This window comes from Streptosporangium sp. NPDC000095 (genome assembly GCF_042899335.1).
In the GTDB taxonomy this organism is placed as follows: Bacteria; Actinomycetota; Actinomycetes; order Streptosporangiales; family Streptosporangiaceae; genus Streptosporangium.
This window is the reverse complement of sequence record NZ_JBIAZS010000003.1, coordinates 179,322-197,075: the sequence shown is the minus strand read 5'-3', so window position 1 is coordinate 197,075 and position 17,754 is coordinate 179,322. Positions and strand designations below refer to the sequence as shown.

Below are 17,754 nucleotides of genomic sequence, written 5' to 3'. Positions count from 1 at the left end.
TCTCGGCGAAGAAAATCCGTGTGCACTTTTTATAGCATGATGTTCCCGACGCCTCTGGAGTCCATCGACCATCAGCAGCGATCACCGACAAACCGGTTGCTGGAAAATGCGGCCATAGCGTTAAACCGGAAAGGCCCATCACGGTCTACATCCGGCCACCCAAGCTTGACCCGGCGTAAAGGCACCATAACTCTGCGCATCGATAATCGGCGAAGCGGTGGGGCGAAAATTTTCAATCGGCCCGCCTTGCTCCCGTTTCGGTCGACCGTTTGTTCTTCCAGCTGTTTTCACGCGTCAATCCGCTCATCCCGTTGTCCCGGAGAAGCGTCCGACATATGCTCCGCACAGGTGAAACGCTCAGCCAAGCCGAGTGGAGGCGGGCATGACTCGTTCCTGGGAAGCCGACTCTTCCGCGTTGTTCGAACGGCGACTAGGAAAGTCCGCCGAAGAGTTAGGTTACTCGGACGGCCGTGACGAATGCCCAGACATCTGGCGACTCAGCAACGGTGACATCGCGGTGATCGGCAGGGACCTCACGGCCGCCTACGGCCCTCACCTGCCGGAAGGCGTGTCCCTCGCTCCGGATGAGCGCCTGGTCGTCATCCCGGGCATCATGCTCAGCGCGGCGAAGGCGGACATCCCCGACGCTTGATCCCGACGCCTTCTTCCCCGCTCCCCCCTCGCCCGGGGAACACCGAGCAGGTCAGACCGAATGCCAACGCCGTCGCGGGGACGGCCCAGGAGGAGTAGCCGGGAGAGTCGGTGATCGCCCAGTCCCACGGTGATCCGGTGCCGGATCCGCCGCCCAGGAGCATCGCGGCGATCATGTAGGCGGCCGGCACCGCGGTGGCCGCGTCACGCCGCCACCGGGAGGCCACCAGTGCCAGCCCCGTGAAGCCCGCCAGGTTGCGGGCCGCCGCCATCCCGTACGGCACCGTACCGGCGAGGAGAAGTCCCGCCAGCAGTGGCGCCACGCAGGCGGCGGCGACCAGGCCGGCGCGGTAGGCGCCGGTGGGACGGACCGCGACGGCCTCAAGGTCCGCGGGGCCCGCGTACACGCCGCGCACGAGCACGGCGCTCGCCGCCAGCGGCGCGATCAGGGCGAGCGGCACGCCGTCCAGGTCCCCTCGCGAGAGGTTCGGGACCGGTACGAGGACGTCACCGGCCACCGCGACCACCCCCGCCGTCATCGCGAGAGCGAGTGCCGACCAGGCGACGTGGTGCACGTGGAGCCAGGTCCTCACAGTGGGGTCACCTCCCGGGGAGGGATGTCACAGCGGCGCAGCGCCGCGAGGTTGTGCCGGAACCACCGGGCCTGCTCGGCCGACGGCAGTGCCAGTGCGCGCTCGGCGACGCCGAGGGAGGCCGAACCGGTCCTGCGCGCGACCGAGTCCCGCCCGGCACCCGCCGTCAGGGCCAGCCAGGCGCTCAGCGGCGCGTAGGCGTCGGCACCGGACCAGTCGGGCCCGCACGACGGCGGCTCTGCGGGCAGCAGGCCGATGGCCAGGCCGAAGAGCACGTCATCGCCACCGGCCCCCGGTGGCACCGCGAAGCGCCAGGACGTCCGGCCGTCGGCGGGCCCCTCCGTGACGCGGCCGGGTGCGGGCAGCCCGGTCGCCGCCGACAGCCGCCGCACCGCGGGCAGGGCGATCCCGGCGGCGAACGCGAGCCGTTTCCCTCGTTCCGGCCACACGCACACCTCGGCCCCGTCCCACCGGGAGCACACCAGGCCGCCGGTGCGTGGCACCTGCGCCTCGGGGCCCATGTCCCGTACGAGAGGAAAGGCCACCAAGCCCGCCGCCAGGGGGAGGCCGACGATCCCCGCCCACGCCCGGCGCGTGCCCCTGTGACGCGCCCAGGCCAGGAACGCCGCCCCGGCGACGGCCAGGGCGAGGATCGTCTGGGCGCTCAGGGCGCCCGGGTGGAACGTCGTGCCGGTCTCGCAGCAGAAGCCCAGGTTGTTGCCGGTGAGGTGGCGTACCCAGAAGGTCTCCAGGGCGGCCGGGTAGGCCAGCCACAACCACGTGCCCGCCAGCAGCAACGGCACGCCGAGGAGCGGGGACAGGAAGCGTCCGACGGCGAACCCGGCGAGAGTCCAGGCGGCGATCACCAGGAGCGCCACCACGAGAACCGAGGGTGCCGGCGACCCCGGGACGTCCGCCATCGCGATCGCCACCAACGAGAGCGCGCCCAGCAGTCCGAGCACGGCGGCGCCCAGGATCGGGAGCAGCGACCAGGCGAGGATCTCCGCTGGAGACCGTACCGGGGCGGTGCCCTCCACCCGGCCGCGCGACAGCCTGGCCCCCTCCCAGGCGCCCGCCGCCGCACACACCGGGCCCATCGCCATCACCCCGGCCGACGCGGCGAGCACGGTGGCGGACAGCCAGTTGTCCTCCAGGGAGTTCGCCGAGTCGCCCAGCACGAGGAACAGGTAGACGGCCATGAGAGGAAGGGCTGTCAGGGCCGCGGAGGAGCGCAGCCGGCGACGCAGCGGCACGGGTCAGACCTCCCTCGTCACGAGCCGCCGGTAGGCGCGCCCGACCTGGTCGGAGAAGGAGCCGCGGACGGATCCGCCGGCCGATGTCACCAGGCCCGCGAGCGGCCCGGCGTAGCCCACCCCGCCCGCGTCGAGCACCACGGCCGAGTCGTACGTGCCTGCCAGGTCCGCGATGTCGTGGGTGGCCACGACCAGGTGGGCGCGCTCCCCCGCCCGTGCGACGATCTCCCGGAACCGCTCGCGCTGGTCCGGGTCCAATCCCGCGGTGGGCTCGTCCAGCAGGATCACCTCGGCGTCGTGCACCAGCGTCTGAGCCAGCCCGACCCTGCGGAGCTGGCCGCCCGACAGCTCCGCGCAGGGGCCGTCCGCCAGCGTGCCCAGCTCCACCACCTCCAGTGCCTCCAGTGACCTGCGCCAGGCCTCCCGTTGCGACAGTCCCTTGAGCCAGCCGGCGTAGCCGACCTGCTCGCGCACCGTCAGTCCGGGCAGCGGCCGGATCTCCTGGGGCATCCAGCCGACCAGCGACCGGTAGCGTGCCCTGTCCCGGCGGCGGGCGGGATCGAGTCCCCGGTAGAGGACCCGGCCCGTACGCGGGCGCAACAGCGAGGCGGCCAGTCCGAGGAGCGTCGACTTGCCGGACCCGTTCGGTCCGAGCAGCACCGTGCGGCCCTCGGGAAGGGAGAGATCAAGACCGGTGAGAACGAGGGAGCCTCGGCGGTGGCCGAATCCGCACCCCTGAAATGAGATCGGCATTTCTTCCTCGACGGGATCGCGTCGGGCGGGGGTCACGGCCGGCTCCCGAATCGTGCGAAACCTTGAACGGCCGTGACCCCGTGCGCTCTTTACCAGTAGACCTGGACCCTGCGGGCGGAGATCCGGTAGAAGTCCGCGCCCATGTTCTTCACGGTGAAGTGGTACTTACCGGAGCGGACGTCTCCCCAGTCGCCCCGGACCTTCCGCGAGCCGCAGCCGCCGTAGCCCTTGGTGCCGTAGTGCGTGTCCGGGCCGATGCGCTCCCGGTACAGCCCCAGACTCGGCACCGCCGCTCTTGAGTTGGCCGAGCAGCCGGACAGCTCGACCGCCGTCCTCCAGTGGTCGCTGTTGGCATCCTTCCAGGTGCGGGACTCGAAGCCCGCGGCGACGTTCTCCAGCCTGGTGGTGAACTGGCCCTCCGCGTGGGCGAGGGTCGCGCCGGAGGCGCCCAGCGCGCAGACGGCGGCGGCGGTCACCACCCCCCTGCTGAGAAGGCGCCTGCTCAGGAACGCCATGTGAACCCCTTTCCTCGGTGGTTGGAGCCCGGAATCCGGGTCCGGCGTTTCACCGGACGGGTCCCGGGATTCGCTGACGTCCCAAGGGTGCGACGCGAGCGGATCGGTCCACATCGGCCGCGTCGCGGAATTCGTCGTCGGCGGATCTACGTAGCCCCGATGGGCGCACACCGGCCGGAAAGGGAAAAGTCCCTGCGGATGCCCCGGCGAGACGATCGGCGGCGAAGGAGAAGACGGACGCGCGCTCGGCGCGCATCCGTCTCACGGCCGATTCTCCCCGGGGCGGATAGGCAGGCGAACCTACGCGGGACGGACGATGCCTGCGCGGAGATCCTGCCGTAGCGTCGGGGACATGGTGCGGCGCCTGCTGGTGTGGTGGAGCGGTCACCCGCAGGTGTCCGACGCCTTCCTCGCCGTCGCGGCCTGCACGTACCTACTGATCGAGGTGCCCTACTACGACCAGAGCATCGCCGACTTCACCCGGCTGCCGATGATGTTCTGGGGTGACCTGCTGGCCTACGCCAGTCTGGCGTGGCGGCGCAGGTTCCCGCTGTCGGTGCTGGCCCTGGTCTGGACGCTGTGGTTCGTCGGCGGAAGGTGGGACATCTGGACGGAGTGGAACGCCTCGTGGGCCGACCTGAGCACCCCGACCGCGCTGATGCTGATGTTCTACACGGCGGGACGGTGGGTCTCTTCCAAACGGGTCGGCTTCTTCCTGGCCGGCATGCTGCTGCCCCTCGCGTTGACCGCTGCCCGGATCTGGAGCGGTCTGGAGCTGACGCCGCTCCCACGGCCCGTACCTCCCGAGGATCTGTTCGCGATATCGGCCGTCGTGTGCGTCGCGGCCTGGGGGCTGGGCAGGCTCAGGCACACCGAGGCCGAGGCCGTGGCCCACGCGCGGGTGAAGCTGGTGCTGGCCCAGGAGCGGGTGCGGATCGCGCGGGAGTTGCACGACATCGTGGCGCACAACGTGAGCGCGATGGTGGTCCAGTCGGACGGCGCCTCGGCCGCGTTGCTGGACGACGACCGTGCCGAGGTGGAGCAGGCGCTGGGCGCGATCGGGAAGTCGGGCCGGGTCGCGCTGGTCGAGCTGCGGCTGCTCCTGGGGGTGTTGCGTGAGGCCCCCGTAGCACCGCAGCCCGGCATCGAGGCGATAGAAAACCTGGTCGAGCGGCTGCCGCTGAGGGTACGGTTACGGGTCGAGGGACGAGTTCGTGAACCACCGGCCAGCTTGGGCCTGGCCGCCTACCGGATCGTGCAAGAGGCTCTGACCAACACGCTCAAGCACGCTGGCAAGGAAGCGAACGCCGAGGTGCTATTACGCTACGCCGAAGACGGACTGCACATCCAGGTCACCGACGACGGTGCCGGTGAGAGTCGTCGCAGGTCGGCGACATCGCCCGACCCCGGCGGGGCCGGGTACGGCCTGGTCGGCATCGCCGAGCGCGCCGCGATGTTCGGCGGTACGACGCGGGCCGCGCCGTTGCCCGGCGGCGGCTTCCAGGTCGGGGCGACCATTCCCTGGACGTGATCCGTGGGCGAGATGATCCGCGTGCTGCTCACCGACGACCAGGAGTTGGTCCGCACCGGCTTCCGGCTGGTGCTGCGCCGAGAGCCCGGCATCGACGTCGTCGGTGAGGCGGCGGACGGCCGGCAGGCGCTCGACCTGCTGGACGAGGTCGAGGTCGACGTGGTGGTGATGGATGTGCGAATGCCCCGCATGGACGGGATCGAGGCGACCCGGCGCATCTGCGCGCGCGGCGGCCCCAAGGTGCTCATCCTCACCACCTTCGACCTGGACGAGTACGCCTTCGGCGCGATCAAGGCCGGTGCCAGCGGTTTCCTGTTGAAGGACACCGGGTCGGCCTCCTTCGTCGAGGCGATCCGCACCGTGCACCGTGGCGACGCGGTCATCGCCCCCTCCACCACGCGGCGGCTCCTGTCGCACTTCGTCCCCCGCCTTCCCGACGCGGGCAAGTCCCCGGACAGACGGGCCGCGCTGCTCAGTCCGCGCGAACACGAGGTGCTCACCGAGATCGCCGGTGGTCTGACGAACGCCGAGATCGCGGCCCGCCTGCACCTGTCGGAGGGGACGGTCCGCACGCACGTCAGTCACATCCTCACCAAACTCGACCTCCGCGACCGGGTCCAGGCCGTCGTCTTCGCCTTCGAGCAGGGGCTCGTCCGCTTCGGCTGACCCGCTCGCGCCTGACTACGACCCGGGTTCCTCCGTCCGGCACCGGGCGAAGACGCCGAACCTCCTCGCCGACTACGACGACCGGCGGGCGGCGGGCGGCGGCGGTACGCACCCGCATCGAGTCACGGGTGACGGGGACGAGCCAGGTCCGGCTCGGGTGGCCCGGTGCCGCTCGGTGGTGGGACGCGGTCGGCCGCTGCCGTCACACGCGACAAACCCGGCGACTTCGACGATCACCCCCGGGATACTGGCTGCCCATGGATGAGGTCGAAGTAGTCGTCGCCCATTCCGAGCGCGCGACCCTGCGCGTCGGGGACGTCTTCCTGAAGGTGGACGCCGATCAGGCGCGCATCGACGTCGAGGTCGAGGCGATGGCTCTGGCGCCGGTCCCGACCCCGAAGGTCCTGTGGCACAAGCCGCCGGTGCTCGCGATCACCGCGGTCCCGGGAACGGCCCTCGGCCGCCTCGGCGAGCCGTCGACCGCGTCCCCGGCGGCATGGGCCGCGGCGGGCGCCGCCATCCGGAAGCTGCACGACGCGCCGTTGCCGCCCCGGCTCGGCCAGGCCGGCCGGGGCATCGAGGAGTTGGCGGCGGATCTCGACCGCGAGTGCGCGTGGCTCGTGACGAACGGCGTCCTGCCCGCCGACCTGGTCACCCGCAACCGCCAGGTCGCCGAGGTCGCGCTCCGGCCGTGGACTCCGGTGTTCACGCACGGCGACCTGCAGATCGCTCACGTGTTCGTCGACGGCGACGAGATCACGGGCATCATCGACTGGTCCGAGGCGGGCCGAGGTGACGCCCTCTTCGACCTCGCCACCTTCACGCTCGGACACGAGGAGCACCTCGGCGACGTCGTCACCGGCTACGGCACCGACGTCGACCTCGACGTGATCCGCGCCTGGTGGTCGTTGCGGAGCCTGCTGGTGGTTCGCTGGCTGGGCGAGCATGGCTTCGACCCGTTCGCGCCGGGCTGTGAGGTCGACGTGCTGAGGTCCCGGATGTGAGGTCGCGCGGGCCCGAATGCCGTTGGAGCTGGGCTTTCACGAGGCGGCCCGCGCGACGGCGTTCGGGAAGGCGCTGTCGCGCACCTTCCGGATGCCAGGGCCGCCTTTAAACAATGATCGGCCGATCCTGTGCCTTACCTTCTTGCAGACATGAATCAGCTCACGTCGCCGCCGGTGAACACGTACGACCAAGCACCCGATCGCTTTTCGCGCGCCCCGCGTCCGGTTCAGCGTCGGCCGTTTAGCTGTAACATGCCTTGTTACAGACAGGAGGGCCGATGGCCGCGAACAGCCGGCTGACGATCGCCGTACACGCGCTGACCTGGATCGCGCTCGCCCAGCGACGCGGGCAGGAGTGGCTCACCTCGGAGCAGGTCGCCGCCAGCGTCAACACCAATGCGGTGATCATCCGACGCAGCCTCGGCGATCTGCGCCGGGCGGGCCTGGTGGAGGTCCGCCACGGGGCCGGGGCCGGCTGGAGCATGGCCCGCGCGCCCGAGGACATCACCCTGCTTCAGGTGTACGACGCCGTGGAGCGAGAACCGCTCTTCGCCATGCACCGCACCGAACCCAACCTGGAATGCCCGATCGGCAGGGGAATCCGGCCCGTGCTGGACGTGGTCTACGACCGGGCCGACCAGAGCCTGCGCCGCGAACTCGCTCTCACCTCGATCGCCGACGTGCTGCGGGACTGCCTGTAGGCGCACCGACGCCCGCCTTCGGATAACACGCGCCTTCAGTAGTAACAATGTTTGTTCCATCAAAACGGAAGGAGCCTCACCGGTGGAGGACAGTCGATACCCGATCGTCGAGCTCAGGCAGTACACCCTGCACGAGGGTGAACGCGACGTACTGATCGACCTCTTCGAGCGGGAGTTCGTCGAGCCGCAGGAGGCGACGGGAATGACCGTCATCGGCCAGTTCCGCGACCTCGACGCCCCGGACCGATTCGTCTGGCTCCGCGGATTTCCCGACATGGAGCGCCGCGCCGAGGCGTTGCGTTCCTTCTACGGCGGTCCGGTCTGGAAGGCGAACCGCGATCGGGCCAACGCGACGATGATCGACTCCGATGACGTGCTGCTGTTGCGCACCCGAGAGGACTTCCCGGCAGCGGCGCGGCCTCCACTCGGCGATGCCACTCCGACGTCGATCGTCGTCGCGACGCTCTGTCACCGCGACCGGCCGTTCGACGACGCGTTCGCGGACTTCTTCGACCACTTCGTACGACCGGTGCTGACCGAGACCGGAGCACGACCGCTCGCCTGCCTGCGAACCGAGTACGCCGAGAACACCTTCCCCGCCCTGCCGATCCGCATCGGGGAGAACGTCTTCGTGTGGTTCTCCCGGTTCGCCGGTCCCGACGATCTCGCCGATCATCAGGAGCGGCTGGCCGGCTCACGCACATGGCGCGATCGGGTGCTCCCGGAACTGTCGGAAACCCTCACCGGCGCTCCGCGGCGACTCCGGTTGGCGCCCACGGCCAGGTCATCGTTGCGCTGAGGCGTGCGGCCCCATATCTCGGGATGGAGCGCGATCCCGGGATGGAGCACGCGAAACCGAAGGCAGAGTCAGAGCGTCAGTGCCAGCACCGCCCACGCCACGCCCGCCCCGGTCACCGCACCCACGAGGGTCTGGGCGGGCGTGTGGTGGGAGACCTTCACCCGAGCCCACCCGATCACGCCGACGAGGACGGCACCCACCGCGAGCGTCACCGCGGCGGGCAGCACATGTGCCAGCACGACCACCGCCCCGGCGGACACCCCCGTGTGAAAGGAGACCTTCCACGTCAAGGTGATCGCCCCCATGACCAGGATCCAGCCGAGCATCACCCCTGCCGTGGCCGTCACGATGAGCGGCGCGTCCAGCAGGACCAGCACCACCAGACCGACGACCACCGCGATCAGCCCGGTGAGCATCGGCCCCCTACGAGAATTCCGGTCGACCAGATGCATCGAGTCCAGGCGGCCCCGCCGCACGCCGACCGCGATCACCCCAACGGGCACACCGGCGCACAGCGCCGACGCGAGCAGACCCCACAGCGCGCCCACCCATCCGTGGGCAAGCAGACCGGCCACCGGCGGCAACGCGACCGCGACGTACTGGGGCGCGGCCATCTCGGTCACCGCCCACGCGAGACCGCCGCGCTCCGCCGCGGCACCCGCGCCCCGCTCAGGCACTCCCACACCGTCCACTCATGCGCCTGACAAAAGTGGCCGGAACGGCGGTGGCCGTCACGCCGCGGCCTCGTCGAGCAGGATCCGCGCCAGCTCTCGCGGCAGGGAGAACATCGGCCAATGACCGGTGTCCATCTTGACCAGCCGCCAGTGCTCACCGCTCAGCAGCTTGGCCACGTCGTCGCTCGGCTCGTCGCCGTCGAGCAGGCATTTGACGTACGTCGCCGGGAGCTCGCCGAGCGGGCGTGCCAGCACCGCCGGCTCGGTCAACGTGGCGCCCGGATGCGGCGTCGCGCCGCTCACGATCCGGGCGATCTGCTCGCCGGTGAGACCCTGGCCGTCGTAGTCGGCCGCGACGGGCGGCGCCCAGAAGCCGCCGGTCTCGGCGATCGAGGCCTCCACCATCGCCCGGCCGTACGGCCAGCCGGACACGAAGGACTCTCCGTCGGCCGGAACGTTGGCGTCGACGAAGACCACGCGGGCCAACCGGTCACCGATCCGCTCGGCGGCCTGACCGACCGGGATTCCCGAGTAACTGTGCCCGACCAGGACGACGTCGCGCAGATCGCGGTGTTCGACCTCGTCGACGATGTCCTGAACGTGGGTCCGCTGCCCGGCGGGCACGCCCCGCTTGTCCGCGAGACCGGACAGTGTCAGCGGATGGGCGCCGTGCCCGGCCGCGCGCAGCTCGGGCACCACCTCGTCCCACGCCCACGACCCGAGCCACGCACCTGCGACCAGTACGAAATCCGCCATGGCGGCAACGTAGCGGAACAGACCGACAATCCCGGTCGCGACCGCGAGACCGTCGGCCCGCCGACGCGCCTGGTAGCGTTCGCGGACGGGTGTGTCCGGGACCGATCGGGTGGAGCAGGACGAACGATGATCGCCGAGTCGACGCCGCGCGAGGCGACCGCCATCGCCGTCGCCGAGCACATGGTCGCGATCCCGGCGGGAAACGTCTTCCTGCGGGACGAGGGCACGAAGGCGATCTGGAAGGTCGAGATCGGGGCCTTCGAGCTGGCCCCCCATCCGGTGACCCGCGAGCTGTACCGCGCCGTCCTGGGTGAGGCGCCCACGAGCCCGGCGGGGCCGCGGACGCCGGTGACCGAGGTCTCCTGGATGGACGCCGTCCGGTTCTGCGACCTGCTCTCGCGGGCGGAAGGGCTCGCCCCCTGCTACTCGATGGGCGACAACCCCGATGGCGAGGACGTGGTCTTCGACCGGGAGGCCGACGGCTACCGCCTCCCGACCGAGGCCGAGTGGGAGTACGCCTGCCGGGCCGGGACCACCGGCGTCCGCTACGGGGAGCTGGACGAGATCGCCTGGCACCGCGGCAACTCCGGCGGCGAGGTCCACGACGTCGCGACCAGGGCGCCGAACCCATGGGGGCTGTACGACATGATCGGCAACGTGTGGGAGTGGTGCTGGGACGTCTACGACCCCGAGGTCTACGGCCCGTACCGGGTCTTCAGGGGCGGAGGTGTGTCCGATCACCCCCGGGGATGCCGGGCGTCGTGCCGCCGCAAGAGCCACCCGACCCTCCGCATCGACGACCTGGGATTCCGGCTCGCCCGATCGCGGTAAGAAGACCGCCTGCCCTCGATGAGCCACGCTCGACGTCGCACTCTTCAGTTGAGAGGCGATTGTCCTACCGGCTTCCGGCTCTCACGCTTCCGCCCAAGCAGTATGCCAAACCCCACTGTTTTAACTTTGCGTGACGATAGATTCACTCTGTGATTACGAACTTCTATGTTGACGGGTTCAACCTGTTCTACGGCTGCCTTAAGGGGACTCCTTACAAGTGGTTGGACCTCGACGCTCTTTCCCGGCGACTCGCACCCACCCATCAGATCCACCGCATCCGCTACTTCACCGCCAAGGTTTCAGCCCGCCCCGATGACCCCGATGGCCCAAACAAACAGGATTTTTACCTCAGAGCCCTGTCTACCATTCCTCACCTCACCATCCATCTGGGACGGTTCCAGCGGAAAAGACAAGAATGCGACTCGCCTATCCACCGGTAGTAGGCCCCACGACGGTGGAGGTCATCAAGACCGAGGAGAAGGGTTCGGACGTCAATCTTGCGACCTATCTGCTCGCGGACGCCTTCCGAGAGGATTGCCAGGTCGCCATCGTGATCAGCAACGACGCCGATCTGGCCGAGCCCATCCGACTGGTCTGCCACGAAGTCGGCCTTCGCGTGGGCGTGGTCAACCCCCATCGCATACGCGGACGGAGTCTCGACCTACAAGCCGCCGCCCCAACCTTCTTCCGAGAGATCCGGGAGACCGTCCTGGCCACCTGCCAGTTTCCGGAAAAGCTGGAGGACTCGCGAGGAGAGATCCGGCGGCCGACGACCTGGTGAGAAAATACAAGGCCCCGTCCAACGGACGGGGCCTGTTCCCACCGGCGCGTGTCCCGTGGGGCGATGCCCCAAGTGAAGCAGTCCACCTCCGTGTCTGTCAAACCACTCGGAGTAACAGGCCTGTCCGTCCGGCCACCATGTCCTACACGGGGTGCGCGAACTCCTGAGCAAGGCCAAGGAGGCGGGCGACCTCCGCCCTCCACCTCCAACGCATCGCCTACCCGGTGCTGTTCATGTGAGATCCGGTTCTGTCGGGGGCGATCTCTACGGTGTGCGGCATGACGACACACTCCCCCGTGAGCGGGGCCTGGTCGAGCGTGCGCTCGGCCATCGCCGCCGGTGACCCGGCCCTGGTCGCAGACACCGTGTTGGCTCTGGACGAGGCCGGGTGCCGGGAGGTGGCTCGCGAGTTGCCCGACCATATCGGCGTCGCCAGGACAGCGGTCGAGGAACGCGACCGGCGCCAGGGGGTGTGGACCGACGGCGAGGAATGGATCGAGCCCATGCGGGTCGCCGGCGCGGGTGTGTTCGGCGGGGTGGCCGCCGTCGCGACCTGGCTGTACCGGCGCGACTTCACCCGTTGGCGGCCACCGCTGGACTCCGGGCCGCTGCTGCGGGTGATCGCCGCGCGACCGCAGCAGTGGCAGGCCGGTCTCGCGGTGCGGCTGGCCCTGCGGCTGCGCGGCAACCGGACCCAGGTCAGGGACGACAGCATGCCGTTGGCCCTGGAGCTGCTGCGCCGTAGCGGTGCCGTCCCGCCCGAGCACGACCCGCTCGCCGTCGCCTGGGTGTCCCAGCCGCCGGATCTGGAGCACGACCCGTTGGCCGAGCACCTGGTGCCCCGGTTGTTCGAGGCCGAGGGCGTGGGCCGGGCGCTGCGCGGAGACAGCGTCGATCCGCCCTCGTGGGATCCCAGCCTCCGCACCTGGCTGGGGGCGCTGCGCGCCGCGGTCACGGCCGGCCGGCTCGCCCCCGAGCCGCTGGTCGACGGCTGCCTGCGCCGGTTCCTGCGCGGTGGCAACCCCGCCGACCTGCGTTTCTTCGTTCGCCTGCACGAGATGCTCGACCCGGCGCCGAGCGCTGAGCGCACTCGCGACTACCTGCGGCTGCTGCCCGCCGCGCCGGGGCCGGTGGCCGAGCTGGCGCTACGGCAGCTGCGCGGTGCGGGTGGGCTGAGCGGCGAGGAGATCGACGAGGCGGTGTCGGCGCTGCTGTTCCGCCCCGAGGGCAAGCTCGTGCGGGCCGGGCTGACCCTGCTCGACCAAGCCGCCCGCGACGCGGACGGCGACCTCGACGAGCTGGCCCCGGCGCTCGCCTCGGCATTCCTGTGCGAGCCCTACGAGGTGCGCGAGCGCGCGGTGCGCCTGGCCGTCAAGCATGCCCGGCGCTTCACGCCCGCCGGGGCCGAGGCCGTCCGCGAGGCGGCGAGCGTCCTGCCCGCCGAACTGGCGGCGCGGCTCTCCCAGTCTTACGGGGTGGTGGCGGCCGAGCCGGAGGAGATCGACGACTTCGAGCCGGGGACGCTGCCGCCGTTCCAGCCGGTCGCCCGCGAGCCGTTCCCACCGGCGCTGGAGGACCTGACCGCCACCTACGACCAGGTGAGCGACGTCATCACCTTCGAACGGTGGCTCGACGGTTTCGTCCGCGACCCGTCCAGGCGACCGCGCCCCGGCCGGGGCCGCATCTACCAGCGGCGCCAATGGTGCCACCTGGAGGAGTGGACGGAGGCGCTGCTGCGCGAGGCCGCCGACCCCGGACAGGAGCCGCCGATCCCCGAGCCAGAACAGGCTCCCAAGTACGCCAGGCACGTCATCGGCGTGCGCATCGCCGAAGGCGGCGAGGAGCGCGACATCGAGGTGGACTTCGGCCGGCTGCCCGCCGAGATGCGAGAGAACATCGCCGCGGCCCTCACCGAGAACGGCACTCCGCTCGGCAATCTTGAGCACTTCACCCAGGGCCCGCCGCTCGAAGCGGAGATCCTGAACGTGTGGATCATGTCGTCGGGCAGCTGGAGAAGCCTGGAGGAGCAGGAGAAGCCGCCGCACGACCGCCTGCCTGACCCGCGTCACCTCTCGGCACCGCACTACGCCATGCTGCTGCGCTGCGCCGAGGTCCACTCCGCGCTGAAAGCCGGGACGCTGCCCCCGTACCTGCTGGCCACCCCGACCCTGACCTCCGGTCACCTCGATCCCGCCGAGCTGGTGGCCCGCCTGGAGGGGTACGAGCGGGCCGGCGCCCAGGCCCTGCCCGCCGACCTGGGGCAGGCGCTGCTGCGACTGCCTCGCGAGGCGTCCGCCGAGGTGATCGACCGTGCCGGGAAGCTGACCTCTCAGGCGGGCGCCACACTGGTGCGCTGGCTCACCGACCGGCCGGAGCCGCAGTTGCGGGTGGACTGGGCACACGCCGGCGGCGCCTACACGCACGACCGGCAGAAGGGCGAGCACTCCCCCCGGCTGAACCCCCGCATCCGGATCGAACCGACGGGGCTCGCGCTGATCGACACGCTGCTCTCCGACCCGCGTTCCTGGACGGGCGAAGACGACGGCAAGTACATGGAGTTCTGGCGGCTGACGCTGCCCTCGGATCGGGAGGCGGTGGCCATGCACCTGCTGCCGCACCTGCTCAACACCTGGGAGCGGCCCGGTTACTTCCATCAGTACGTGACCGCGCTGTTCTCCCAGGACGGGCCGGTGGGTGAGGCGACGGCGCTGCTGATCGCCGTCCAGTTGGCCCAGCTGGGCATGTTCGCATGGCCCGAACGCGGTCTGCGGTTGCTGCTGGACGCGGCCGCCGCCGGCTGCCTGCCCGCCGTGGAATGCGGACGTCAGCTCGGGCTGTCCCTGCGCAGGGAGGTGACCACGATGAGCCCCGTGCGCTCGGCGCTGGAGGAATGCGCGAAACAGGGTGCGCACCGGCAGGTGTGGGAGATCATGACCGGGTTGCTGCCGGTCTACCTGCCAGGACCGGAAGAGCGACCGTATTCCGGGCACACCCAGGCGCTCTCCCTCGCGATCGACGCCGCCCGCTGGGCCGGAGCGCGCGGTCCTGTCCCCGCGGTCGCCGAGGCGGCGGCCCGCAAGGGGACGAGCAACTTCGTACGCACCGCCCGTACCCTGCACGAACAACTCCTCGGCCGACAGGAGCGGACCGCGACACAGACACCCGCCTGAACAGGCAAAACCTTCTCGACCGGATATCCCTCCTCCCCCGCTCCCGATGACGTAGCCCGGCTGCCTGTCGGCCGATCGGCCAAGCCGACACAATCGGTCGCGGCCGGTACCATCTCCCCGCGACCGGCGCCGGGCTCCCAAAAGCAGTGTTCCTACCGGAGGGACCGCTACGGCGGTGTTAACGTTCGCGTTCACATCCGGGCAACAGCATGATCGCGAAGCTCGGCGGCATGAGAAGCAGAAAATCGTTCGTCATCGCGATCACGCTCGCCGCTCTCATCGGTTCCGGGGCCACCGGCGCGAGCGCCGACCGTGGGTACGGCGGCCGATCACCGGCGTGCGTGTCCCTGTCAGGACCGTCGGGGCCCTCCGAGCCTCCGCCGTTGAAGCCGACCACCGTCACCACCCTCGAGCAGGCGTACCACTGCGTCTTCGCCAACTACTACAGCGGCCCGGTCCTGGATCCCCGCGCGCTGCTGGTGCCCGCATTCGCCGCGCTCACCCAGGAGTTGCAGCGCCGCGGGCTCGACCGGCCGAACGCGACGATGCCGGCGCTCACCGGCAACAAGAAAGCCGACTGGGCTGCGTTCAGCGCCGTCTACCAGAAGGTCGTCGGCACGTTGCCCGCCGACCCCGAGGTGCGGCAGGCGGTCGCGGAGGCGACGATGCGGGGCATGGTGCGGAGCCTCGACGACAACCACGCGAACTGGGACCGCCCGGCCCCTGGCGGGCTGTCGCTCGGCGTCCGCCTCTCCGGCCTCCGTCCCCCGGGGGTAATCGATCCGGCGGCCACCCCGCCGCTCTTCGTCACCGACGTACGCCCGGAGGGTCCGGGCGCGAAGGCGGGGATCCGGCCGGGCGACGAACTCGTCTCGGCCGAGGGGGTGCCGCTCTTCGTCAACGGGGTGCTCTCCCAGGGAGTCCTGGACGGGCTCATCAGACCCCCTGCGGGCAAGGAGATCCGGCTCACCCTGCGCCGTCCCTCCACCGGCGGCACCATCGATGTCTCGGTGACCCCCGCCCCCTCCTCCGGCTCCGAGCCGAAGGTCGACTCCAGGCTGCTCTCCGGCTCCGTCGCCTACGTCGCACTGCCGGGCTTCTTCCCCGGCGCGGCGGACAAGGTCCTTGAGGCCATCGCCTCCCTGCGCGAGAAGGCGACCCTGCGCGGGGTCGTGCTTGACCTGCGCGGCAACGGCGGCGGCAGCCCGCAGGAGGTCTCCAGGTTGCTCGGTGCCTGGACGCACGGCAAGGTCACCAGCTACTGGTGCGACGTGCACGGCCGCTGCACCGCCAACCGGAGCGACGACACCGTGCCGCTGCTGGGCCTGCCCCTCGTCGCGCTCACCGACCGCAACTGCGCCTCGGCGTGCGACTCCTTCACCAGCACGATCAAGGATCTCCGTCTCGGCACCCTGGTCGGCACCCGCACCGCCGGCGCGGTGTCGGGTCCCGGAGCCGGCTATCTGCTCGACGACGGCAGCGCCCTCATCCTGCCCAAGAAGCACGAGATCGGAGCGAACCGGGAGGTCGTGAACACCATCGGTGTCGCCCCCGACCACCAGGCCCCGATGACCTCGGCGGACCTGTCCGCCGGACGCGACCCGGGCGTCGCGAAGGCCCTCACCTTGCTGAAGTAGGCCCTCCCCGCGCAAGGAGCCCGGCGACCGCCGGGCTCCTTCTTCTGTGTCGCGGGCGGCCCTTGCCGCGTACGTTCTGTGTCGCGGGCGGTCCCTGCCCCGTACGGGGAAGCTCGCGGTCGGCTGCTACGGGCGAGAAGAGTCGCGATCGAACGCTGTAACGGTCGGCCGCTGCGGGCGAGGAGACTCATGTCAGCCACTAAGGACGGGGAAGATCACGGTCAGTTCGAGGCCGCCGCCGGGGTTGGGCCGGGCGGTGACGGTGGCGTGGTGGGCGTGGGCGATCGAGGCCACGATGGACAGGCCGAGACCGGCGCCGTCGGCGCTTCCGGTCCGGGAGTGCAGCCTGCGGAACGGCTGGAACAGCTCGTCGACCCGTTCTGCGGGCACCTTGGGGCCGGTGTTTCGTACGGTCAGCACGCCGGTCACGGTGAGGCCGACGTGCACGGTCCCGCCGGGACGGTTGTGGCGGACCGCGTTCTGCAGCAGGTTGGTCAGGAGCCTGCCGAGCAGGATCGGGTCACCCGCGACGACGACCGGCCGGGGCTCCGAGGTGATGACGATGCCGTCGACGCCGTCGGCGGTCGTCTCCTCGATCGCCTGGCGGACCAGCGTGTCGAGGGCCACCGGCTCCATGCCGTCCGGGCCGTGTTCCGCCTGGGCGAGCAGGAGCAACGAGTCGATCAGCCGCTCGGTCCTGCGGTTCGCGGTCAGCAGCTTCTCCCGTACCGGGACCAGCCGGTCCGGCAGCGGGTCGTCCAACCCGATCTGGATCGCGGCCCGCTGGACGGAGAGCGGGGTCCGCAGTTCGTGGGCGGCGTTGGCGATGAACCGGCGCTGGCTGTCGACCGACCGTTCCAGCCGTTCCAGCATCGCGTCGAAGGTCTCCGCGAGGTCGGTGAGCTCGTCGCGGGGACCGGCGAGCCCGATCCGTTCGTGCAGGTTGGACAGGGAGAGACGGCGCGCGGTGGCGGTGATGTGCCGCAGCGGGCTCAGCACCCGTCCGGCCAGCCACCAGCCCGCGGCCACCGAGACGACGGTGAGCAGGGCGATCACGATCGCGCTCACCGTCCACTGGTAGCGCAGCACCGCGCCGGACAGTGTGTTCACAACGTCGACGACCTCGGGGCGCGCCGGGAGGTCGGGCAGGTCTGGTGCCCTCGGCGCGGGCACCCCCGGGGGGAATCCTTCAAAGGGCGGAAAGTCCTCCTTGATGGATCTGACCCGGCTCTCCAGCGCGTTGCTGAGCAGCAGGTTCACCACGGTGAGCAGGATCGTCGAGGTGACCAGGAACAGGCCGGTGTACAGCAGGGTCAGACGCATCCGTACCGTGCCGAAGACCTTCCGGGCCGCGCGCCCGCTCACAACGGCCCTCCGGCACCGCGCGTTCCCGGACCGCACACCGGACGCACCGCCCTTCTCCGACCGTGTGCCGGGCA

General features: G+C 70.5%; 17 protein-coding genes. 10 read left to right on the top strand and 7 right to left on the bottom strand.

Annotated elements, in window-relative coordinates; all coding sequences use genetic code 11:
- Nucleotides 1–382: 382 nt before the first annotated feature.
- On the top strand, nt 383–652 hold the full coding sequence (locus ACFY3V_RS09210) for a hypothetical protein (RefSeq protein ID WP_362901724.1): 270 nt from the start codon (nt 383–385) through the stop codon (nt 650–652).
- On the opposite strand, the gene ACFY3V_RS09205 is transcribed toward ACFY3V_RS09210, so the two are convergent.
- The 4 genes from ACFY3V_RS09205 to ACFY3V_RS09190 all read right to left on the bottom strand — a co-directional run bounded on the left by ACFY3V_RS09205 (nt 618) and on the right by ACFY3V_RS09190 (nt 3,765).
- Entirely contained in the window at nt 618–1,244 is a 627-nt protein-coding gene (locus tag ACFY3V_RS09205) for a hypothetical protein (protein WP_389771647.1), read from the bottom strand. The genes ACFY3V_RS09210 and ACFY3V_RS09205 overlap by 35 nt on opposite strands.
- Entirely contained in the window at nt 1,241–2,497 is a 1,257-nt protein-coding gene (locus ACFY3V_RS09200) for a hypothetical protein (protein ID WP_389771644.1), read from the bottom strand. The genes ACFY3V_RS09205 and ACFY3V_RS09200 overlap by 4 nt, the downstream gene beginning before the upstream one ends.
- A 3-nt stretch (nt 2,498–2,500) precedes the next feature.
- Entirely contained in the window at nt 2,501–3,250 is a 750-nt protein-coding gene (locus ACFY3V_RS09195) for an ATP-binding cassette domain-containing protein (protein ID WP_362901718.1), read from the bottom strand.
- A gap of 89 nt (nt 3,251–3,339) precedes the next feature.
- Entirely contained in the window at nt 3,340–3,765 is a 426-nt protein-coding gene (locus tag ACFY3V_RS09190) for a hypothetical protein (protein WP_389771640.1), read from the bottom strand.
- A 352-nt stretch (nt 3,766–4,117) separates the two neighbouring features.
- Between ACFY3V_RS09190 and ACFY3V_RS09185 the strand changes: the two genes are divergently transcribed.
- From ACFY3V_RS09185 to ACFY3V_RS09165, 5 genes are all read left to right on the top strand, one after another.
- Nucleotides 4,118–5,296, top strand: coding sequence for a sensor histidine kinase (locus tag ACFY3V_RS09185; protein ID WP_389771637.1), 1,179 nt, complete (start codon nt 4,118–4,120; stop codon nt 5,294–5,296).
- Between the two features lie 12 nt (nt 5,297–5,308).
- A complete protein-coding gene (locus ACFY3V_RS09180) occupies nt 5,309–5,962 on the top strand; it encodes a response regulator transcription factor (RefSeq protein WP_362901862.1) in 654 nt (217 codons plus the stop codon).
- A gap of 257 nt (nt 5,963–6,219) precedes the next feature.
- Complete coding sequence (locus ACFY3V_RS09175) at nt 6,220–6,966, top strand: phosphotransferase family protein (protein WP_389771634.1); 747 nt, start codon at nt 6,220–6,222, stop codon at nt 6,964–6,966.
- Between the two features lie 278 nt (nt 6,967–7,244).
- Nucleotides 7,245–7,667, top strand: coding sequence for an Rrf2 family transcriptional regulator (locus ACFY3V_RS09170; protein ID WP_350945119.1), 423 nt, complete (start codon nt 7,245–7,247; stop codon nt 7,665–7,667).
- A gap of 82 nt (nt 7,668–7,749) precedes the next feature.
- Nucleotides 7,750–8,466 (top strand): NIPSNAP family protein, encoded by a 717-nt coding sequence (locus tag ACFY3V_RS09165; protein WP_362901708.1) that lies wholly within the window; start codon nt 7,750–7,752, stop codon nt 8,464–8,466.
- A 68-nt stretch (nt 8,467–8,534) separates the two neighbouring features.
- On the opposite strand, the gene ACFY3V_RS09160 is transcribed toward ACFY3V_RS09165, so the two are convergent.
- Together ACFY3V_RS09160 and ACFY3V_RS09155 are read right to left on the bottom strand one after the other, a co-directional pair.
- Nucleotides 8,535–9,143 carry a hypothetical protein gene (locus ACFY3V_RS09160; RefSeq protein ID WP_350945117.1) on the bottom strand — a complete coding sequence of 203 codons (609 nt, stop codon included), beginning with the start codon at nt 9,141–9,143 and terminating at the stop codon, nt 8,535–8,537.
- A 54-nt stretch (nt 9,144–9,197) separates the two neighbouring features.
- Nucleotides 9,198–9,896, bottom strand: coding sequence for an alpha/beta fold hydrolase (locus ACFY3V_RS09155; RefSeq protein ID WP_362901705.1), 699 nt, complete (start codon nt 9,894–9,896; stop codon nt 9,198–9,200).
- A 126-nt stretch (nt 9,897–10,022) separates the two neighbouring features.
- Here ACFY3V_RS09155 and ACFY3V_RS09150 point away from each other — a divergent pair, with 126 nt between their 5' ends.
- From ACFY3V_RS09150 to ACFY3V_RS09135, 4 genes are all read left to right on the top strand, one after another.
- The gene (locus ACFY3V_RS09150) at nt 10,023–10,727 is read left to right on the top strand and encodes a formylglycine-generating enzyme family protein (protein ID WP_389771629.1); all 705 of its coding nucleotides are present in this window, start codon (nt 10,023–10,025) and stop codon (nt 10,725–10,727) included.
- A gap of 454 nt (nt 10,728–11,181) precedes the next feature.
- Nucleotides 11,182–11,508 (top strand): NYN domain-containing protein, encoded by a 327-nt coding sequence (locus ACFY3V_RS09145; protein ID WP_389771626.1) that lies wholly within the window; start codon nt 11,182–11,184, stop codon nt 11,506–11,508.
- 278 nt (nt 11,509–11,786) lie between these two features.
- Complete coding sequence (locus ACFY3V_RS09140) at nt 11,787–14,678, top strand: DUF6493 family protein (RefSeq protein WP_389771623.1); 2,892 nt, start codon at nt 11,787–11,789, stop codon at nt 14,676–14,678.
- Between the two features lie 230 nt (nt 14,679–14,908).
- The gene (locus ACFY3V_RS09135; RefSeq protein ID WP_389771620.1) at nt 14,909–16,315 is read left to right on the top strand and encodes a S41 family peptidase; all 1,407 of its coding nucleotides are present in this window, start codon (nt 14,909–14,911) and stop codon (nt 16,313–16,315) included.
- 192 nt (nt 16,316–16,507) lie between these two features.
- On the opposite strand, the gene ACFY3V_RS09130 is transcribed toward ACFY3V_RS09135, so the two are convergent.
- A complete protein-coding gene (locus ACFY3V_RS09130; RefSeq protein WP_389771617.1) occupies nt 16,508–17,680 on the bottom strand; it encodes a sensor histidine kinase in 1,173 nt (390 codons plus the stop codon).
- Nucleotides 17,681–17,754 lie beyond the last annotated feature (74 nt).